The 22,026-nt window shown below is 34.8% G+C and carries 17 protein-coding genes; 11 read left to right on the plus strand and 6 right to left on the minus strand.

Going from position 1 to position 22,026, the window contains the following annotated elements; all coding sequences use genetic code 11:
• The 7 genes from FT986_RS08160 to FT986_RS08190 form a co-directional block, all read left to right on the plus strand.
• On the plus strand, positions 1-615 hold a 615-nt coding region (locus FT986_RS08160), incomplete at its 5' end, for a UDP binding domain-containing protein (protein WP_305054933.1).
• Between the two features lie 85 nt (positions 616-700).
• Complete coding sequence (locus FT986_RS08165; RefSeq protein ID WP_255505937.1) at positions 701-1,672, plus strand: exo-alpha-sialidase; 972 nt, start codon at positions 701-703, stop codon at positions 1,670-1,672.
• 82 nt (positions 1,673-1,754) lie between these two features.
• Positions 1,755-2,453 (plus strand): hypothetical protein, encoded by a 699-nt coding sequence (locus FT986_RS08170; RefSeq protein ID WP_255505938.1) that lies wholly within the window; start codon positions 1,755-1,757, stop codon positions 2,451-2,453.
• Between the two features lie 175 nt (positions 2,454-2,628).
• Positions 2,629-3,729, plus strand: coding sequence for a two-component regulator propeller domain-containing protein (locus FT986_RS08175; RefSeq protein WP_147864655.1), 1,101 nt, complete (start codon positions 2,629-2,631; stop codon positions 3,727-3,729).
• Between the two features lie 48 nt (positions 3,730-3,777).
• Entirely contained in the window at positions 3,778-4,803 is a 1,026-nt protein-coding gene (locus FT986_RS08180) for a serine hydrolase (protein ID WP_147864656.1), read from the plus strand.
• Between the two features lie 259 nt (positions 4,804-5,062).
• On the plus strand, positions 5,063-6,325 hold the full coding sequence (locus tag FT986_RS08185; RefSeq protein ID WP_147864657.1) for a T9SS type A sorting domain-containing protein: 1,263 nt from the start codon (positions 5,063-5,065) through the stop codon (positions 6,323-6,325).
• 342 nt (positions 6,326-6,667) lie between these two features.
• Positions 6,668-7,024: a DUF6567 family protein gene (locus FT986_RS08190; RefSeq protein ID WP_147864658.1), complete on the plus strand. Its 357-nt coding sequence runs from the start codon at positions 6,668-6,670 to the stop codon at positions 7,022-7,024.
• 153 nt (positions 7,025-7,177) lie between these two features.
• Here the strand turns inward: FT986_RS08190 and FT986_RS08195 are convergent, their stop codons facing one another.
• On the minus strand, positions 7,178-7,777 hold the full coding sequence (locus tag FT986_RS08195) for an NAD(P)H-dependent oxidoreductase (protein WP_147864659.1): 600 nt from the start codon (positions 7,775-7,777) through the stop codon (positions 7,178-7,180).
• Positions 7,778-7,868: 91 nt separating this feature from the next.
• Here FT986_RS08195 and FT986_RS08200 point away from each other — a divergent pair, with 91 nt between their 5' ends.
• From FT986_RS08200 to wecB, 3 genes are all read left to right on the plus strand, one after another.
• Positions 7,869-8,771, plus strand: a complete 903-nt coding sequence (locus FT986_RS08200; protein ID WP_147864660.1) for a LysR family transcriptional regulator — start codon at positions 7,869-7,871, stop codon at positions 8,769-8,771.
• Positions 8,772-8,958: 187 nt separating this feature from the next.
• Positions 8,959-9,561, plus strand: coding sequence for a sugar transferase (locus FT986_RS08205; protein ID WP_147864661.1), 603 nt, complete (start codon positions 8,959-8,961; stop codon positions 9,559-9,561).
• A gap of 159 nt (positions 9,562-9,720) precedes the next feature.
• On the plus strand, positions 9,721-10,845 hold the full coding sequence (wecB, locus tag FT986_RS08210) for a non-hydrolyzing UDP-N-acetylglucosamine 2-epimerase (RefSeq protein WP_147864662.1): 1,125 nt from the start codon (positions 9,721-9,723) through the stop codon (positions 10,843-10,845).
• Positions 10,846-11,138: 293 nt separating this feature from the next.
• Here the strand turns inward: wecB and FT986_RS08215 are convergent, their stop codons facing one another.
• A complete protein-coding gene (locus FT986_RS08215; protein ID WP_147864663.1) occupies positions 11,139-12,419 on the minus strand; it encodes an OmpA family protein in 1,281 nt (426 codons plus the stop codon).
• 287 nt (positions 12,420-12,706) lie between these two features.
• Here FT986_RS08215 and FT986_RS08220 point away from each other — a divergent pair, with 287 nt between their 5' ends.
• Positions 12,707-13,330 (plus strand): hypothetical protein, encoded by a 624-nt coding sequence (locus tag FT986_RS08220; RefSeq protein WP_147864664.1) that lies wholly within the window; start codon positions 12,707-12,709, stop codon positions 13,328-13,330.
• Between the two features lie 243 nt (positions 13,331-13,573).
• Here FT986_RS08220 and FT986_RS08225 read toward each other — a convergent pair whose 3' ends face one another.
• The 4 genes from FT986_RS08225 to FT986_RS08240 all read right to left on the minus strand — a co-directional run bounded on the left by FT986_RS08225 (position 13,574) and on the right by FT986_RS08240 (position 22,019).
• Positions 13,574-18,163 carry a T9SS type A sorting domain-containing protein gene (locus FT986_RS08225; protein WP_147864665.1) on the minus strand — a complete coding sequence of 1,530 codons (4,590 nt, stop codon included), beginning with the start codon at positions 18,161-18,163 and terminating at the stop codon, positions 13,574-13,576.
• 15 nt (positions 18,164-18,178) lie between these two features.
• Positions 18,179-18,397: a hypothetical protein gene (locus tag FT986_RS08230; RefSeq protein WP_147864666.1), complete on the minus strand. Its 219-nt coding sequence runs from the start codon at positions 18,395-18,397 to the stop codon at positions 18,179-18,181.
• Positions 18,398-18,653: 256 nt separating this feature from the next.
• Entirely contained in the window at positions 18,654-21,680 is a 3,027-nt protein-coding gene (locus FT986_RS08235; RefSeq protein ID WP_147864667.1) for a T9SS type A sorting domain-containing protein, read from the minus strand.
• Between the two features lie 141 nt (positions 21,681-21,821).
• Positions 21,822-22,019: a hypothetical protein gene (locus FT986_RS08240; protein WP_147864668.1), complete on the minus strand. Its 198-nt coding sequence runs from the start codon at positions 22,017-22,019 to the stop codon at positions 21,822-21,824.
• Positions 22,020-22,026: the final 7 nt, after the last annotated feature.

Genomic DNA, 22,026 nt, shown 5'->3' on the forward strand with positions numbered 1-22,026 from the left:
GAAATGTGTAAACTGACCGAAAATTCAAGTCGGGATGTACAAATTGCTTTTGCGAATGAGTTGTCATTAATTTGCGCTAAAGCGGATATCAATGTATGGGAGCTAATTCATTTAGCAAATAAACACCCTCGAGTAAATATCTTACAACCAGGATGTGGGGTAGGCGGCCATTGCATTGCTGTAGATCCTTACTTTATCACTTCAGAGTTTCCAATGGAGTCGCAGATTATTGGAAAAGCGAGAGAAATCAATAACTATAAAAGCTTTTGGTGTGCCGAGCAAATCAAAACAGCGAAGCATGACTTCCAGCTTAAGCATGGGAGAAAACCCTCCATCGCTTTGATGGGCTTAGCTTTTAAACCTAATATTGATGATTTAAGGGAATCTCCAGCCAAATACATCGTGCAAAAAGTATTACAAGACGCACAAGATGAAAATTATTATATTGTAGAACCTAATATTGAAATCCATCAGGTATTTAAAATCACCTCTTATCAAGAAGCTCTAGAAAAAGCTGATATTGTTGCTTTCTTAGTTGCACATCAAGAGTTTAAAGAGGTAAGCTTAAATGAAAACCAAGTCGTTTTAGATTTTTGTGGTGTTTTAAATAACTAAAGAGGGAAATTTGTGATGGTTTTATTAAGGTATTAAACATATCCAAATACTTTATTAGGTTTTTGAAAAAAATATACCTGAAGAATTGAATAAAATAAAATACACAAGCCTGCTTTTAGTATTATTATTGTTGCTGAACTGTCAGACCCACACACGATCATCTCACGATGGTCTAATAGACATTAAAACCACAGCAGAAGGTCTAACATTGTTAGGTGAAAATATAATATCAACCTCATTATACGAAAGAGATTTTGCCGTATCGCCTCAAAGTGATGAGGTGATCTATACCCTGGGCGATTACAAACAAGAGAAAAGAAATCTTGTATATCTAAAGCGAGTTCAAGGAAAGTGGACAAGTCCACAAATTTTAAACATATCGGGCGAGTATCAAGATATAGAACCTTTTTATACGAAGCAGGGTAATAGATTGTATTTTGCGTCTAACAGACTTATTTATGGGGATGCCTCTAGAAAGGATTACAATATTTGGTATAGTGATCGTACCCAAACGGGATGGTCTGAGCCCGTCGCCTTAGATTCAATTATTAATACTAGAGGGGATGAGTTTTTTCCGTCTTTAAGCGATGCGGGGAATCTATTTTTTACCGCGACAAAAGATAACGGAATGGGAAAAGAAGACATTTTTAAATCTGAGTGGATAGCCGGTAAATTTCAAACTCCTAAAGCATTGCCTAAAGAAATCAACACTGCATCTTATGAATTTAACGCTTATGTAAGTCCGGATGAAAACCTGATCATTTTTAGTTCATTTGGAAGATCAGATGGGTTTGGGAGTGGAGATTTGTATATAAGTAGAAAAGATAGTTTAGGGAAATGGTCGGCATCTAAAAACTTAGGAGCGATCATCAATTCTGATAAATTGGATTATTGTCCGTTTGTAGATTGGAAGTCTGGTAATTTATATTTTACCAGTGAAAGAAGAACATTAGGGCCTAAAAAATTAGAAAGTATCGAGGCATTAAAAGCATTTGCTCATCGTCCACAAAACGGTTTTGGGAATATCTATAAAATTGGTGTTGACCAATTAGAATGATTCATTACAAGAATAGATGACAACTAAGAATATTAATTACCCATGGCCTAAAATGATTGCCTAAAGTTGTTAAAAAACAGGTTTGGAAAAATTGAAGCATAGATTTTACAACAAAAGTAGAAAAGAGCAAAATAGGATTTTAGGGGGAATCGCCTTGGGTTTTATGCTATTAATTACAGCTTCTATAATTATTTCTATTTATGCTGAGATCTATCTGATAGGGATATTAACCTTTGCCATAGGCTTATCTATAATAGCACCTTTTTTTGATATGCCATCTTTGAAAAAAAGTGGAAGAATAATTTACTATTCATCTCTCTTTGTAAGTGAAAAACCCAAAGACGGAACCCTTAAAATTCACGGAGGGACTTTATTTGATTACTATTATGTCCTCGATAAAAACATGAAGGCAAAAGAGAGAAGAAATTTTATACTCCAACAGTACGTAGAAGGATTGTTACGCCTTATGGCAAACTATAAGACTGATAAAAAACTAATAATTCGGGGGACAAGCTACATCATCAATAAAAGAACCGCTAAAAAAATAGGTTTCGAAATCCGTAAAACAGATAACTTGCAAAAAATCATACTATATTATAATTACTTCAATATTTTGATTTCAAATTCAATAGCAAAGAAAAAATTATCCTTTCCGAATTTAAATAATACCAAGACATTTGAAGCACATATCGACCACCTGCTTGAGAAAAAGGAATATATAGAAAAATTAAATGTATCTTTAACAAGGGCTATCACTCATGCTTCTGAACCCTCTATATAAAATAATATAGTTGCTTATAATATGAGAAAAAGGGATAGAATCTACCGTAAAATGGGCAAGTGGAAATTGCAATTTAGAGTAAAAAAACAGAAACTTTGGGTTCGAATTGGCTCCTTTTGTCTCCTCATTTCACCCCAAAACCCTTAACGACAATCTTAAATAAATCACAGAAGTTATGTATAAAGCAAAAGCAATTTTATTTCTAGCTTACTTCGTGGGGACAATTCTTTTAGGAGGATGTAATAGTCAAACCCCTCAAAAAAGCACTCCGGAGCCGCCGCATATTTCCAAGCAAGGTCAAATTCCATTAATTTATCAAGAGGATATAGCTTCCGATAGAAAGCACGCAGATTTAAATGGAAGGGTAACTGAGTTTGTAAGAAAAATGTATCAAGATAGTCAAGGGAACTTTTGGTTGGGTACCAATGGGAACGGAGTCATTCGATACGACAATAACTCCCTCCAGCAATTTGACATCAGTGAAGATTTCAATAAAGATGTTGGGGCTGTAAGAGGTATAGTTGAAGATAAAATGGGCAATATTTGGTTGGGTACTTCTAGTGGTCTTATAAAATTTGACGGAGAGAATTTTAAGGTTTATTCCGCAAATGAAGGATTACCTAATAATGAAGTTTGGGGCTTGACTATTGATGAAAAAGGACTTCTGTGGCTGGGGACAACTGAAGGTGTTTATCAGTTTGATGGTAAGAATTTTACTCTGTTTGAACTTCCTAAATCTACAGTAAAAAAACCTGAGCCTATGTTGAGCGATCAATTGGCTTTTAAGATTTTGCAAGATAGAAACGGAACGATGTGGTTTGTGGTGGATGGAAATGGAATTTACACTTATAAAGATGCTCATTTTAAACAATGGACAGAAAGTAATGGCTTAACGGATAATCAGACATTTGATATTTTTGAAGATACCAAAGGAAATATATGGATAGGGACTTTTAACGGAGGAGTAAGTAAATATGATGGCAATACTTTTTACAACTATTCCAGGGATAATAGAATTGAGGGATTAGAAGCCTATAATTTTATGGAAGATAAAAAAGGTAATGTGTGGTTTTCTGCTGAAAACCATGGGGTTTATCGCTATGATGGCAAGAATTTCACTCAATTTACTGTCCAAGACGGACTGGCAACCAATACTATTCAACATATTTTTGAAGATCGTAAGGGACAGATTTGGTTGAGTACCTGGAAAGGTATAAGTGTATATGATGGTAAAGAAATAACAGACCTGGCTGATAAAGAACCATGGACAAAATAGATAACCTATAGTACCAAAGTTAGGCTTATTCTCTCGTTTATAAATACTATGACAAAAAAAATATTACGTTTTCTATTTATTCTAGGTAGCATAGCTTCCTTGTTCTTTGTTCCATGGCCTTTGGTAATAGCTTGGGTCACTCCAACTCCAAGTACCATTCAAGAACAAGTCGATAAGGCCGCAGATTATGGGTTTGATGGTATAATAGTCTATATTGATGAAAAGGGCAAACCTCCCAAATTTTATACCTCGGGTTATAAGAACAGAGAAACCAAAACACCTACCGATCCGCATTCATTATTTAAAATTGCGAGTGTAGGTAAACTCTATACCGCTGTTGCTATGGCAAAATTAGTGAACAGCGGGCATGTAATTTTAGACGAAAGCCTTGCTGATTATTTTCCAGAATTAAAAGGGCGAATCGAGAATGCCGATAAAATCACGCTCAAAATGATGCTTCAACATAGAAGCGGAATTCCTGATTATACCCGAATTCAAAACTATTGGGCGTACCCTAAACAAACCGATGAGGAAAAACTCCATTTGGTGCTAGATTTACCTGCCCATTTTAAACCCGATACGGCTTATGAGTATAGCAATACCAATTATTTGTTGCTTTCTCATCTTATTGAAAAAGTAACGGGACAAGATAAATTTCATTACATTAAAAAAAATATATTAGAACCTTTAGAGCTTCATCATACCTATGGTTCTATTAAAGATGTTCCTATGGAAGAAGTTATGAGTGGTTATTATGTGGGTTATAAAAAGGACTTGAAAACAGAGGACCATGGCCTTATGTTAGCCACAGCAGAAGATCTAGGTAAATTTATACGAGCACTTAATGAGGGGACGGTGTTTAAGAATAAAAAAGAACAGGATATATATTCCTCGATTTATAAATATGAACATACGGGGTTGATCCCAGGATACCAAACGATAGCTAAATATCATAAAGCTAAGGACGCAGTAGTAATTCAGTTGACCAATACAGTCGATTTTGAGGGTTACCAATGGAATTTATCAGAAATCATGTATAACCGAGTGGTACGTATAATGAGTGAAAAAGATTAAATAACCGGCTTTAGTTTATTATCTAGCAATATATGAAAGTGAACTACTCTATAGGATGAATGTTTTTGAGATATTTTAGAAGATTAGGTAAAGTTTTACTTTAATAAGAGAATTACCTAAAGGAAGATTACATTAAAAGACTAGGGAAGACCTAAATCAATGCAATAGATATATAAAAACTATTTTTACTAAATTTACTTCTTTAACGTTCCTCCACTATAATTAACCATGCCTATAGGTGTTTATAAATACAACTAAAATGAAATATGCTTTTGTTACCTCTTTACTCATTTTCTTATCTGTTTTTACCGCTCAAGGGCAAGCTACTAAAAAGGTACTCTTTATAGGGAATAGTTATACCGGGGTCAACAATTTAACCTTACTTGTTCAAAATATTGCTATAGATATGGGGGATGTCTTGGTATATGACTCGAATACGCCTGGAGGCTATCGATTGATGAATCACGCCACCCATACAACCACCTTAAATAAAATTAATGCGCAGGCTTGGGATTATGTGGTCTTACAAGCCCAAAGTCAGGAGACTTCTTGGTCTAATGCGCAAATGCAAACCGAACTCTATCCCTATGCGGCTACTTTAAGCAATGCCATTAGAGCAAATAATGAATGCACTCAACCCATGTTCTATATGACTTGGGGAAGAGAAAATGGAGATAGTAGCAATTGTGGCAATGCTCCTTGGGTATGTACTTATGAAGGGATGGATGATGCTATTAAAAATACCTACAATTTTATGGCGGCCGCCAATGAAGCTGAGGTGGCTCCTGTAGGAGCCGTCTGGAGGTATATTAGAAAACACTATCCCACTATAGATTTGTATGCTGGTGATGGTTCACACCCTTCCCTTGAGGGTTCTTATGCCGCAGCTTGTGTGTTTTATACGATGATTTATAAAAAAGATCCTCTAGGAATTAATTGGAACTCTAGTTTGTCTACTCTGGATGCCGATAGGATTAAAATGGCTACTAAAAATATAGTTTTCGATCAAATGCCGACTTGGGATTTTACGGTGAACCCTGCAAAGGCAGATTATTCGGAGGTGGTAAATGGGAATCAAATAACATTTACCAATACGAGTGATGATTTTGACAGTTTACTGTGGGATTTTGGGGATGGAAATACTTCTACAGACCTACACCCAATTCATTCGTATGGAGCTGTCGGGGATTATAATGTATCTTTAACGGTATATAAATGTGGCAAATGGGATACAATGACTAAAACAATATCGATTGCTCACCTAGAAAATAAAGATGCCTTATTAGAGCAAATAGAAATTTACCCTAACCCAGTGATGGATAAACTGATTATAAGCTTAAATTCTACCTATCACCATATTTTGCTAGAACTCTATGACCTTAACGGAAAATTAATGCTAACGACCAACCATACACAAGGAAAAGATTTAAAAGCAGATATGTCCCATTTAAGCAGTGGAATATATCTCATGAAATTATCTACAGAAAAACATATATTTATTTCCAAAATATTGAAAAAGTAACCTTTTCACACCATCTGAAATGGTTAGCTAATTAGGAGGAATTCTTATGGGATTTTTAAGACATAGGAATGTAACTCATAATAGATTTGCCTATAGGTATCTTGTTGTAGGGATTAAGATTGCTTTAGGCCACGTACTGAAAAGCTTGTTAGTATAAATCTTAACCTATAAGCGAAACTGTTAGATATATAGAAATCAATCCCTATTTGTACAAAGATAATTCGATAATTCTTTTGAAAGATTTAATGAGAGTACGGAAAACCGTAAGGCAATTCAATTGCATCTCCATTACTTTGGCTTTATAAAAACAAATAAAGTCAATTAATCACTAAATCTAATTTCATGAAAAAATTACTATTACGAATTTCCTTAATGATGTGTATTAGCGTTTTATTTTCAAGTTGCGCAGCAGGTCTTACGGGCTATATGAATAATTCAGCTTCCTTAAGTTCAAATAACTATAGTTACGTAAAAAGAGATCTTCAAGGTAAATCTCAGGCAACTTATGTGCTTGGTATTGGTGAAATGAATAGAGAAGCAATTGTAGATGAAGCAAAGCAGAACATGCTCGAAAACCATACCTTACAAGATGCTCAGACTTTAGCCAACACGACGGTCAATTTTAAATATTCGAGCTTTTTGGGAATTATTTCTACAACAAAATGCTATGTAACGGCAGATATTGTGGAGTTTAAATAAATGGATACTCAATTTATAAAAACGGATCAAATGAATGTGTTTGATCCGTTTTTTTTGTTTACCCTACAAGAACTCCTTGCAATAGAAACAAACTTTGCTTTATTGAAAATCATCGGGTTGTAGAATTACTCTAGTCCTTGAAAGCTAAAGTTATTAAAAACCCTTTTCGGTAACTTTTGCTAAAAAGTTTTTATAGTTTTTTAACTCTAAAGGAACATCGGCGTTTTTTTCCATATCATAAAAATGATGGCTGGCTAAGAATTGCATTCCAGTAAAAGCATTCATCTTATGAAAGCCAAACATTACTCCTTCATCCACTGAATGTTGTTCAAAAAATTCATCAGCTAAAGAAAAAGCTGTTTGAGGTGCATTCCAACTGGTGGTGAGTATATATTTTTTACCCTGCATCATTCCTCCAGTGCCATAATTGAGATGAGGGTTAGTTCTACTTCTTCCATCACTTTTATAAATTCCGTTTTGGTGTCCTTCCGTAAATACCTCATCTAAGTATTTTTTAAATCCAAAAGGAAGCTGAAACCACCAAATAGGGGTGTGGTAAATGATCAAATCTGCCCAAACAAATTTTTCCACTTCCTCTTTTATATGATAAGGTTCTCCCACTTGGGTAGTTTTTATTAGAAAACTTCCTGATGCTTTTAATTGGGCTTGAGTTTGAAGAAAAAGGGATTCATTAAATTTCCCTCCTGAATGTGCGAAAGGATGGCTTCCATTGATTATAAAAATATTTTTCATAGTTTATAGATTTAGAAATGCAAAACTATCATGAATTTATGTATTGTAAAAATAATACAAATCATATCTTTGTATTATAATTTTAATAGAAATGGTGAATTTAGAGTGGTATAGAACTTTTAAAGAAATTTTTGAGAAGGGGACTTTGACAAAGGCATCGACGGCCTTATTTGCTTCTCAGCCTGGGGTAAGTGTGCACTTAAATGCTTTGGAAGCTTACGTAGGTAAAAAATTATTTGAACGTACCTCAAGAAAAATGGTTCCTACTGAAGATGGAAAATTACTTTATGTTTCTATCGCCGATGCATTAAGTCAATTAGAAAAGGTTGAACAGCATTTTAAAAAAACTACACAAGAACAAAACCCCTCACTTCATATAGGAATGTGTTCTGAAATGTTTCAGCTCGTGATAGAACCCGAAATTCCCCATCTAAACTTTGATCTGTTAGCTCGGTTTGGGGCGCATACCGATTTAATTCATGACTTAAATCAAGGGATTTTAGATTTAGTCATTACCCCACATCAACAAAAGGATAAAAAATCATTGGTAGAATATATACCCTTTTCTAAAGAAAGAATCGTATTGATAGCGGGAAATCAGACCGATACAACACGAATAAAAAAGCATCTAGAATCTCAAGACTTTAAGGCATTAGAAAAAGAGTTACTGCAACACGTATGGTATAGTTCTTCTAACGAAATGGAGCATTTTAGACGTTTTTGGTTTGAAAATTTTAAACAGAAACCCTCCTTTAAGCCTAATTATATTCTTCCCAGTATCACCTCTATCATCAGGTGTTTATCTCATAACAGAGGCCTAGCCGTAGTACCCGATTTTTTATGCAAAAAGGAGTTGAAGGGACAAGAGATTGATTTATTATGGGAAGGAAGAGTAAAAACGGAGAATACCTTATACTTTGCTTCAAGAACAGATTTGAAATACAAAAAAGAATTAGATACGCTCCGTAAGTTATTTATTACCAAGTTAGCCTAAAAAAATTATTTTGGAATTTGAGTGCTGATCAATACTAATGAAAAAAAGAAGTACTACATGCATATAAGGAGACTGCTTTTTATAAGAGGTTCACGTTTTCTAATTCCTATAAAGGAATTAAACCTAATAGCTCATTTCAACTTTAATTTAATTGCGTAATTTTGAACAGCTATAAAAGGAAAAGAAAGTGTTAACTAAAAAGGAAAAGCTTAATAAAAGAGGTTTTGATATTATATTTTCTTTCGTGGGATTGGTCCTCACATTCCCTTTAATTTTTATAAGTTTTTTAGCTATTGTTATCAGTAGCCGCACTTCAGGTATTTATGCTCCTTATCGTATAGGCAGGCATGGGCTTCCTTTTAAAATCTACAAACTTAAGACCATGAGAGAGGTCAGCGGACCTATCAACTCGGTCACGACAAAGAATGACCCTCGCATTACGAGTATTGGAAAGTGGTTACGGAAATTTAAAATTGATGAGCTTCCTCAGCTTTGGAATGTGTTAAAGGGTGAAATGAGCCTGGTGGGACCGAGACCCGATGTAGCAGGATTTGCAGATCAGCTTCAGGGTCAAGACCGAGAAATTTTATCCTTGTTACCTGGAATTACGGGTTTAGCCACTTTAAATTTTAAGCAAGAGGAGGAATTACTGGCTCAACAAAAGGATCCTGTAACTTATAACAGAGAAGTGATTTGGCCTGAAAAGATAAAGTTAAATAAGGAGTACATCGAAAATTATTCCTTTGGTTTAGACATTCAAATTCTTTGGAAAACCATAGTAGGTTCGTAGGTAAAGCAATCATTCTTATCGGATTTTTTGTGCTCTAGAAAATCAAATACAAAAGCTATTGTAAACTCAAATCTAGTATTTAAGGAGGCGGTTTCTAGATTATACTTTTGTTGATAGGTTAATTTTAAATAAGTACCTTTAAATTTTTAAAATCATCTCATGAAAAAGAAGAATTTATTAGTATTTGGAACACGTCCTGAAGCCATAAAGATGGCGCCTTTAGTCAAAGAACTACAAAAAAATCATCAAGACTTTGAAACTAAGGTCTGTGTGACGGCTCAACACCGAGAAATGTTAGATCAAGTTTTAGACTTTTTTGAAATTGTACCCGATTATGATTTGGACTTGATGAAACCGAATCAAAATCTACACCAATTAACGGCTGATATTATCACGGAATTAAAAACTGTGTTAGAAGAATATCAACCTCACTATGTTTTTGTTCACGGAGATACGACTACCACTATGGCTACAGCTATTGCTAGTTTCTATAGCGGAGCTAAAGTATGTCATATAGAGGCAGGATTAAGAACGTGGAATAAAAACTCTCCTTTTCCAGAAGAGATGAATCGACAAATTACGGGAAGGGTAACAGATTATCATTTTGCGCCTACTCAGCAGTCTAAAGAGAATCTGCTCTTAGAAAATATTAAAGAATCAAAAATAAGCATTACGGGTAATACGGTGATTGACGCCTTGTTGGAAAGCTCTGAACGTGTAAAATATTTAGAGAATGAGGAGATTACTCACTTAAAATCTATAGTTTCTAGCCAGAAAGATCTTATTCTCGTCACTGGACATCGTAGAGAAAATCACGGTCAAGGTTTTGTAAATATTTGCTCGGCTTTAAAGGAAATCGCTAATAAAAAGCCTGAAGTTCAAATTGTATATCCTGTACATTTAAACCCCAAAGTCAAAGGACCCGTAAATGAAATTTTAGGAGCGGTCCCCAACATTCATTTAATTGATCCTTTAGGCTATCCCGCTTTTGTCTGGTTAATGAACCAGTCAAAATTAATTATCACAGACAGTGGGGGAGTGCAGGAAGAAGCCCCAAGTTTAGGGAAACCAGTTTTGGTGATGAGAAATAATACAGAGCGCCCAGAAGCAGTAGAAGCTGGAACCGTGATTTTAGTAGGTACAGAAACGGCTAAGATTGTAGAGGAGACCCTTTCTCTATTAGAAAATAAAGAGCGATATAAAGAAATGAGTGGAAAGCATAACCCTTATGGAGATGGGAAAGCTTGTGCGCGTATTGTGGCGTTTCTAAAAGATGAAAACTAAATATACTAATATAGGTGAGCCTATAAAATTAGAGTAAGCTAATTTAGGTTTTATTAGAACCTATCTATTTTTTAGTATAGCTAGATGAAAACAGCAAACAATTTCCTAAAATTATAGTTCTTTACATACGATTAGAAAAGGAAATAATTTTTATTCATGAAGAGGGCTTCATTTTGGTTTTTCATGAGTAATTTGTACTTTTAATACTTGCCAAATTCAATCTCATTTTACTGAAAACAAAAAAGGCTATCCATTTGGATAGCCTTTTTCAATGATATAAGTGATTGGGGGAATTATTTCAATCTAAAAGTTACTCTTCTTACTAACTGACGAGCTTCTTTAGAGGATTTATCCACAGAGTCGTCAATTCCTTCTCCTCTATGTTCTAAACGATCTTCTGAAACTCCTGAGGCTACTAAGATATCGTGTACTTTTTTAGCACGCTTCTCTGAAAGTTGCATGTTGTAAGTAGCATTTCCAATCTCATCTGCATACCCAATCAATTCAGCTTGAGCTGAAGGATTGTTATTCATATACTTCACTAAGTAATTGATAGCTTCATAAGAATAGGTTTCTGGTTTCGTGCTATTGAACTCAAAGTAAACATTTACATAACCTTCGTTAATTAAAGTTTTTACATTAAGTCCGGCGTTCGCAGCTCCGTTTGTAGAGTTTGCTTTAGCATAACGCTTGTCTAAAGAACCTTCAATTTCATCAGGAACTCCATTATTGTTTTTATCTACAGCAACACCTTTAGTATCTGTAGCTACACCGTTCATAGTGTTTGGTTCACGATCTAAATAATTAGGTACTCCATCTTGATCACTATCGATCATGTTGGTTTCAATTTCAGCGATACGGTTTGATAAAGAATCAATTTCTTGAGTTAATTCTTTTCTTGTTGTCATATCTACCCAATCAGCATGCTTTTCTTTTTTACCTAAGTAGATCTGAATCCCTGCAGAAAAAGTTGCGATGTTACCATCAAAGTATCGATCCCCATTATCTGCACGGTTTCCATCCCAAGTATACGTTTGAGATAAGTTACCAGAAAGGGTCATATCTGCATAAAATGCAATATGATCTGAAATTCTGATCTGTGGAGTTATTCCTACCATCAACATAGCGCTAAAATCATCTTCATCTGCAAAAGTAACATCTTCTCCTAATTTGATATTAGCTACACCTGCTCCAGCGTGTCCTAAAAGGTTGAAACGTTGAGTCCATTCTCTAAAACCTAAAATAGATCCTACATTTACGACTCCTTCTAAGTTTGCTCTATAGTAAGTAGTTTCAAATGGAAGACTGTTGTCTCCTTCCGTAATTTGAGAATACATACCTCCTAATTTGAATCCAAATTTCTCGTTGATCATATAGCGTACCCCCAATTCTCCACCTATAGAACCGGTTAAAGAAGAATTGTACAAGGCTGTAGCGCCATCCTCACTGTAGCCTGTTCCTGGCTCACTCATATTAACCCCAGCTTCGATAGACCAGTGATTATATTCAGTTTCTTGTGCTTGGATCATAGACGATGCCAAGATACACGATAATAAAAAAGTAATTTTTTTCATAATGATTAATGTAATGATTTTACATTTCGTTTTGCTGACAAATATATAACAGTTTTTAATCTAAAAAAAGAAATACAATTTTAATTGTTAAATAGTTAGCTGTTTAAATTTCACACAATTTTAAATAATTAGCTTTCATTTTATAGCAACTTTAACAGAAAAAATAGCTTCAGGTAGTAAAATAGTCATTTTTATTGAATTCCAAGTACCTATAACATGGTTTTCTTAAGAAAGATTTAATATAAAAGATATTAAGTTTAAAGAGTATATTTGAAAAATTTGCAAATATGCGTTTATTCTTATTGATTATTTTCCTCGGATTTGGTGTGTTTCTTCAAGCACAACAACAATACAATCAGCTTTCTTTAGATGTAAAATATGGAGCCTCAATCCCTATTTCTCCCACCCAAAGTATTTCTAGGTCTGAATATATTTCCTTTAATAATTTTCAAGTAGGAGGTAGGTATATGCTCAATCAAAAATTCGGTTTATCGGGAACTTATACTTATCAATCTTATGGAAATCAAACCGCAGGTTTAAGTTTTCATCGATTTTCTTTGGAAGGGGTGGCTAGTCTTAATCATATTTTCAATTTCCCATATTATATCAAAGAATATGTCAACTTTCAAGTACATGCAGGGCCGGGGATATCACTCGCTTCTCCCAATAATGTTTCCAATTATGATCGTATGGGTAATTTACTATTAGGAGGAAGTTTGCTTTTTAATATTTCACCTCATTTAGCGCTAGGAGGAGATCTTACTTATTCCTATCAAATAGGGCAATGGTATGGGTATAATGGTGAGGTATTAGATATCCAAGGGAATTCCGAAAACGGAGCAAATTTATTTGTGGGCATTGGTGTCTATATTTATCTTGGAAAAGAAAAATACCATGCTGATTGGTATTAGGATGTTATTTACTAAACCTTAAACCAGAACCTTTCTGTAACCTTGATAGATTTTTTTCTTTGATCATAGTAAAAACTACATTACTTTACTGTACATTGAAAACTGGCTGATATTCCATATTCCTTATTAAACATTCTTATAGTTTGTCTTACTAGATAAAACCAAGACTGCACGACTTAAAATGAAAAAGCTGAACTATGATATCATAGTTCAGCTTTTTTGGTTAAATATTCTTCTATAGAATTAAGACTTGATAAGTTTTATTTCATAGGTATGATTATTTTCAAGATCAATCATTTTCAAAAAGTACATTCCGCTAGCTGAAAATGGAATTGAATTGATTTGAAGCGTTTTCTCTGCGTTAGGAGATACTATTTTTTCGAATATCTGCTGACCTAAGACATTATAAACTTTAAGCTCTATACGATTTCCATGATGTTGAGGGAGTTGAAGGTATACTTGGTTCCCCGTTACCGGATTAGGGTATACTTGAATTCCTTGAGCTGTATTTGAATTGATATTTAAAGATTTGCCAAAACTCAAACTAAATCTATCGGTGGCTATACTTGCAGGAATAGAAGCATCAACTTGGAAGTTAACGTATTGTGTTCCTGTAGAGAGTAAAGTAGAAGTTTGTAAATAGGCGTCTTCTAGATATACCTCATAATTAAAAGCATCAGTTAAATCTACCTGTAAAACATAATCTTGGTAGCGGTATTGATACGTAAACAACGGCAATACTTCTCCCTCATAAGGCAGTGCTCTGTTTTCTATAGTTATATAATTTCCTTGATCAATACGTGCCAAATTTTCATCTAGATTAAAGAACTTAGGAGCATCCTGGGCGTCAATAGCATTGTTAGCTTGAGCAGAAAACTTGATTCTCAATCCATCAGAAGATGTTTTGTTATTGGTAAAAGCTTCTTGAGTAAATAACTGTATATTAATTTCTTTACCCATCGCGAGTGTAGGTCTAAATACTTGATTAGATGCTACATCGACAGCCTTATTAGCTTCCGTAAAAGCTAAGGAAGGTGTTGTTCCTGCATTTCCAGTAAGAAAGAATGCTGCTTGCATAGGCTGTAGATACTGATTTGCATCTGAACTTGCATTATTATTAGAGCCATCAGACAAATCTATCGTGACGTACCCACCGCGACCTCCAGGAGTACCTGGAGTAGGAGAACCTCCTAAGTCGGGATCGTATACATAATAGAAGTTCGGAGCAACATTGTTGGTTGCTGCATTTGTCATAATCAAATCCATATCTACTGCCGCATGGTAAGGATTTCCAAAAAAGTTAGCAGCTCCATCGGTTGAGTTAAAGTTAGTTTGAATAACATCTCCAGATAGCACATTTCCTTTATTTCTTAATCTAGTATTTGTTGGAAAGGCACTGTTAGAAGTTACGTCAATAGAGCGATCTCCTCGAACAAGCAATCGGTAAGGTACTCCTGCCACTAAATTGGTGTTATCAGTATTATTAATTTTTTGCCATTGAGATAAACCATTATCATAAGTGTACATAGAAGGGTTTCCAGAAGGAGTGTAATCAAAGCCATTGGTTTGATCAGAACTCGTATCTACACCAGTGATATGTGTACCGTAACCAGAATTAGGATTATTGGTATAAGAAGTAGCAGCTTCTTGCCAGTTGGCATGAATACTCTCTCCCGAATCTACTGAAGAGGTAATTAATCTAAAGGCTCTTTTAGCAGGAAAACACTGTTCTGTAGTGATATCTCCTGAAATTGTTCCTTGCACACGGTCAATTTGAGCAGGCCCGTTAGTGAAATCGCATCTTAAATAAACCTGACCGCCAGTGGTTAAGATTCCTTGGTTAATGCGCAACACCTCATCGATAAATAGAAATTCATCTGTAGCTAAAGCAATAGTTACTCCTGAAGGATTGTTAAGTTCAAATTCTCCCATGGAAAAACCATTGTTAGAAAAAGTCTGTGTAGTATTACCATTCAACCTAAAGCTCGCTTCTGAGCCATCAATACTTCCTAAGTTATAAATATCACCTTGTATGGAAAATTCAATCCCTGCATCAAAACTAGCACCTGCACCAGAAGCAATATGAATACATCCCACCGAAGCATTTTCTGTAATAGCTGCTCCAGCATTAAGAACCACAAGTTTTCTTCCTTGATCATTGTTATTTGGAGCCCCGTCAATACCAGATCCATTTGCGTAATTAGTTCCATCCCAAGTTATAGGTTGCACATCCTTGTAACGTAAAGTAAAATAATCTCCATCGTCTAAATTTATCCCTGAAAAACTCATATTACTACAGTTGATAGTACCAGATACTACCGTAGGAGTGGTAAAACTTGGATTATCAGCAATTATCAATTCAATAGAATTATAGTAAGCTGAACTAAGGCTAATTTGATCTATTAAAAAGTCTAAATCTACAGTTCCTACATCTCCTCCTTCGTCTACTCGCCAGATTGTTGCTAATTTTTGGTTATCAATACCTGTCGTGGAACAGTCGATATCAGCAGCGTCTAATATAGGGCTACCTTGTCGATTAGCAGCAATTAATAAGTGCTCATTGGTATCTAATGATGAAGGATTGGTAATATTGATAATTCCTGTTCCTATTTGAGAAACATTTTTATTCTCTGCGGTAGTTCTGTAAATACCTACTAAATTATGATCAAAATCACCTCCAACAGCACTGTCGAAAGCAAAAAGGTCGTTGTTGCTTAAATTTAAATTGTACTTAGACGCGTAATAATTATGTAAGACTCTAACTTGTACTGTGTTTAGTGAGAGGTCGTGAATTAAAAACTCAGCAATACTACCTTCAAAATAGTCTCCTGTGCTATTACTTCCATCTACTGTAATGTTATCGGTATGTCCTCCTAAAGTAATATCTCCCGTATGGGCATATAAAAATCCAATATTAGATATGGTACCTGCTAACACCCCATTTAAATAGCATCGAATACTTCCTGTTGTGGAAGAATTTCCATCATATACATAACTTAATACATAATTGGTATTACTCACGATAGGAGTACTATAGGATGTATAAGTCCAAGGAGACCCTGCTCCGTCATTGGCGTTGTTAAACCCCCCAAAATGTAATTCTCCATCTTTTATGAAAAACTGAAGATTTCTTGTGTTTCCTCCTTCTTCATAAAGCATTTGAGTATTTGTAATGTTTGAGCCAGAATTAAAAACCATACTAAACGTACGATTAGAATAAGGTTCAGAAGTATTTAACTCTGCATTATTCGGAATGATAAGTTGATCATTATTACCGTCAAATTGTACGGCCGGGAAGCCATTCATTTGATTTTCTAAAAAGAGGGGTTGCCTATTTCCTGTAGTTTGTTCAATCGCTAAACCGTTTTGTCCTTGATTTATCCAAGAGCTTACTTTATCGTTAGAAGCTAAGTTTAGATCTTCTGCTTGATACCAGAAACGGGTGTTTAATGAAGTAGAAACTCCTCCAGGTAACACAGTATTAGGGTTAGATTGCGCAATTCCGAAACTTAAAAAGTCACCATTGGCGATACTTACATTACTGAATGTAGCAATTCCACCACTGATAGAAGTAGCGTTAATTTCGGTAGCACCGGTAAATGAAATATTATTGCTTACAAACATCACAACTTCAGAATTGTCTCCTACATTCTCATTAAAATCATCGATGAGTAATGAAAAGTCTACGGTACTGAATGCTCCAAATTTTGTTGCACGCCAATTACTGGTAAGTCTATACATTGATTTGTTAGAGTTAGAACAACCGTAAGAAGGAGTTTCTAAAGCAGTATAGTTAAATTCGTCTGCAGCAATAGCTAAAAATTCATTATTAGAAAGAGAAGTGTTTTGAGCAACTCTCAGAATTCCAGTTCCCTCAGAAGAAGTTATATGCTGTTGGGTTGCATTTTGCTTCCCTATCCCAATAAAATGAAAATCAAAATCATTTTCAGCAGGAGCATCATATGGGTAAACATCATTTGCTCCTAAACTAATATTGTATTTAGAAGATAAATAATTTTCTACACTATAAAGCTCTGGATTATTTAGTGATTTACTATAAAAAATAAACTCTGCAATTCGGCCAGTAAAATAAGAGCCATCTCCACTAACAGATCCAGTATGATAATAAGTATCATTTACCTGAGCTCCTAAAATAGCTTCGTTATGATTAAAAAGTCGACCTATTCCTGTTAGGTTTCCAAATGATATTCCATTAAGGTAGGTTTCGATAACACCAGTATTACTAGAGTTTCCAGAGAATTTAAAAGATATGATATAATTCGTATTCGCTGTGATCGTAGTACTAGCAGAAGTAAATCCCCATGCTGTATCTGAATCATCATCGTTCAAATTATAAGCCCCTACATAAAGGGACCCTCCGTCGATATAGATATTTAATCCACGTATGGAACCCCCTTCCTCATAGATAACTTGACGATTTGTTACATTAGCGCCAGTGCGAACAGCCATGACAAGAGTTCTGTCAGAATATGGACCTCCTTGATTGATGACATTATTATCAGCAATTTCTAAGTAGTCATTCCCATCAAAACTCAATACTGGAAAACCATTTAATTGATTAGTTAGAAAGGTAGGACGACGATTAGAAATGCTCTGGGTAGCATTTAAGGTATTACCACCTACGTTAGGAAACACAGAAACCGTAGTGTTATTAGCGGTTGTAGAACTTAAGGTGTTGGCGATAAACCAAAAAGGATTATCGGTATCTGAGCCTACTCCTCCTGGACCATTTTGTGCTAATGATAAACTGGTAAAACTGCAGAAAATCATACATATTATCATGGAAATGAAATGAAAGTAATTTTTTTTCATAATAAAGTAGATTAGTTAATGTTGATTCTTATCGTCCTTTAATTTTCTGTATCCTATAATTCCACCCATAAGGATAGCAAGACTTATAAATCCATCTATAGGTGCAGCTGGTGCAATTGCAGTTTCATCATCTACATCATCCATAAAACCTGGAAGTTGAGCTTGAACTGTCGTAGGAAATAAACTTAGACCTACTATGGCGAAAGCGATTAAAAAAGATTTTCTATTTTTCATAAATTGTAAATTTTACTTTCTAATAATAATCTCTAACAAATTTAAAAGCAATACTTTAAATCAAATAAGCTTCTCTTAATTATTCGATTAAGGTGTATGTTTTTCGGCTAAATGACCATTGCTTAAGACGTGAAATGAAAAAACCCTAAGGCTAGTATTTTTCTAAGCTTAGGGTTTTGGTAATAATGGTTTTTTATATGAGTTGTAGGAACTATGTTTAAGTAGGTGAAAACACTTTGAATATAGCAGATTTCGATTATTGAATAATTAATTTCTGACTAAGTTTTTTCTCACTTTTAGAATCAATTACTTCTAATATATAAATCCCTGTGCTTAATTGAAGGTTTGATAATCTTACCTTTCTATTTGAGTCTATTGTTTTTTGGTTAGCATAAACAGCTTGTCCGGCGATATTGTAAATAATGAATTCTAAATCACTAGAGAAATTTGTTGGGATTTCTATGTTTATTAAACCTTCAGTAATCGGATTAGGATATACTTGTAGTTTCTTCAATTCCAGTTGTTGGCTTGTTAAATTATTGGTCACAAATTTCAATTCAAATCGCTCAGAATTGATACTTTCATCTATTTCTGTATCAACATTAAACTGATGAATAAAAGTACTAGAAGTTATTTTAGTTTCACTTAGTAAATAATGATCTACGAGATAAATATCATAGGATGGTAATTGATTGGTTTGTATTTTTAAAGTGTATTGAGTAGAAACGTGTCCTGCTAAATATAATGGAATACTCTCTTGATCTAATGGGAAATCACGACGGTTAATAGCTAAATAATCACTACCAGCTTTGCTTGCAAAAGTTTCATCTAGATTGAAAAATTTAGGTGCATCTTCTGCGCTAGCATTATTTTGATAGTTGCTATCAAATTTTATTTTTAATCCGTCTGATGCCGTTTCTTGGTTTATATATGCTTGGGTTGGAAATAAAGTCAATTCCATAGAAGGTAAAGCAGCTTGAGGTCTAAATACAGTGGTTTGATTTGCATTTACATTTTTAAAGCTTTCTTCTATGTTTAATTGAGGGGGTGTATTCGCTAATCCTGTTAATAAGAATGCTGCTTGTCCTGGTTGTAGAAATTGATTAGCATCTGATCCTGCTGTAGCAGAATTATCATCCATATCTATCGTAACATATGCTCCACGTCCGTTAGCTCCACCAATAGTTGGGTCCCAAATGTAATAGTCTGATTGAAAATTGGTGGTGTTAATATTGTTTTTTAATACTAAACTCATATCAATAGCCGCGGGATAAGGATTTCCGAAGAAATTAGCACTCCCAGACACATTGTTAAAATTGTTCATCGTAACTGTACCACTGGTAATGTTCCCTTGAGCACGTAAAATAGTATTCGATGGAAGGCTAAGGTTAGAAGTAATATCGGTCGAACGATTTCCTCTTACCATAAGACGATAAGGCACTCCTGCTATTAAAGAGGTGTTATCGGTGTTAGGCATTTTCTCCCATTTAGAAGTAATATTATTGAAAATATACATGCTTGGATTACCTGAAGGTGTATAGTCAAAACCATTAGTCCCATCAGCAGCACCATTTACTCCGGTAATGTGAGTTCCGTATCCAGGGTTAGGGTTATGAGTATAGTTAAGGGGGTCTTCTTGCCAATCCTCTCGAATCGTATTTGTGCTAGTTACAGTAGAAGTTAGAAAGCGAAAAGCTCTAGTGGCAGGAATACATTGTTCTGTTATAACCTCCCCTGTAATACTCCCATTGCTAAGATCGTCAATTTGTGCTACTCTTTGAGTAAGGTCATCAAATCTGCAGGCTAATGTTAATTGATCATTAGTTTCTAGGATACCATTTTCAACTAAAAGTATAGTATTAATTCTTAACATTTCATCGGTGGCTAAGTTAATTACAAGATCGCTTCCTTGATCAATAGTCAGATTTTCTGTTTCAAAAGAATTTCCGTTTATGGTTTGTTGTGTTGCTCCAGCAAACTCTAGGTTAGTTGCTCCAGCGGGAATATTTCCATAGTTATTTAAATCTCCTGTAAGGCTAAGCGTGTTATTAGAAGTTAGGTCTACTTGAGCTCCTTCCTTAATAGTTAGCTCATGGATAGAAGCTGTTAAAGGAAGGCTAGGGTAGTTGGGAACATTAGCGGGAACTAAAATATCTGAGGTTCCGTTCGCACTAGGCAATCCGCTACACCAGTTTCCTGATAGTACAGGATTAGTGTCTACCGAACCTGTCCACACAAATTCATTAGGGTCATTATCGGGACCGAATAAATAATTGAAGGCTAAGGCTCCAATAGATGCTCCAGAAAACTCTCTTATGCTAAATTCAATTTGAGAGTTTGTGCCTAAAAACCCTTCCCATACATTAGGTGTAGCCACGTTGCTGTCCCAATCATTGAGTTGATAAACATCTACACCGTCAATCGTTAATACAACGTCATCGTCATGTCTCGGAATATCAAGTTGATAGTATCCGCAAGGAAAGCCTTCTCGTCTATAAATATAAGAGTGATTTTCGTTTTGAACAGATGTTCCAACATAACCAGGAGCATTCGAAGGATTGCTGGATGTTCCCCATAAGGTAGAAGTGTTAAAATCTAAACCAGTATGTGTGTAAGTACCAGCATATTCTTGAAAATTATTTCCGTCAAAAACAGCTACAACCCACTCATTATTTCCGAAAGTTTCTGGATCTGGAACTGTGGTATCTTCAACGATTTGAAGTCTTCCATATGAATTTCCAGCATTTTCAGCCCATACAAATTCAATTTCTGTTGTGTTGTCTAGCGTTCCAGACCAAACTCCGTAATGCGTGTCACAACAACTATTATGACTCCAAACCTCTGTTCCGTCGATAATTAATTTAGCAGAATCATCATGTCCACTTTCTCCATTTTGTCCTGCTAGGTTGATAACATAATTTCCAGTAGGAAATCCCTTTCGTTTGTACGAAACTAAATGGTTATTGTCGGTTACGCTACAGCCTTCATAACTAGTGTTCGTAGGATTTTTAGGATTAGAATTGGTTGCCCAATAGGTATCTGAATCTATATTTAGGTTATTAATTCCATATCCAGAATCGATATAATAGCCTCTGTAATTAGAATAATCAAAATTAGTTGCATTGTAAGTATTGAACTGGTAGACATAAGCTGTCCATTGATCTTGTACAAAGCTACCTGGTGAAGGATCTGTATTAGCATCTGCACATTGAGCAGAAGACGTTATAGAATAAAATGTGCTTAATAAGACTAAAAGAAGTTTGAGAATGTAATGTTTTAGCATAACTTAAATCGTTGATGTATAGCACAAATTTATAGCGCTAGAACTTCTTGCTAAATGCTTATTTAGTATTTTCGATTAAACGTAAGATTCTTAGGATTATAGTAAAAAAAAAGGTGCTATTTAAATAGCACCTTTTTTTCATTATTTTTTTAATCGTTTGACTCCTAAAGCAGCACCCGCAGCTAAGCCTGTATAAATAAGTAAATCTATTGGGGCTGCTGGTGTCTCATCATCTACGTCATCCATAAATCCTATTATTTGTTGAGCAGATGCTACATTAGTAAAAGATAAAAAGACGAATAACGGTGTTATGTATATAAGTTGTTTATAGCGCTTCATATAATCT

It is taken from the genome of Mesonia sp. K4-1, assembly GCF_008017825.1.
Taxonomy (GTDB): domain Bacteria; phylum Bacteroidota; class Bacteroidia; order Flavobacteriales; family Flavobacteriaceae; genus Mesonia.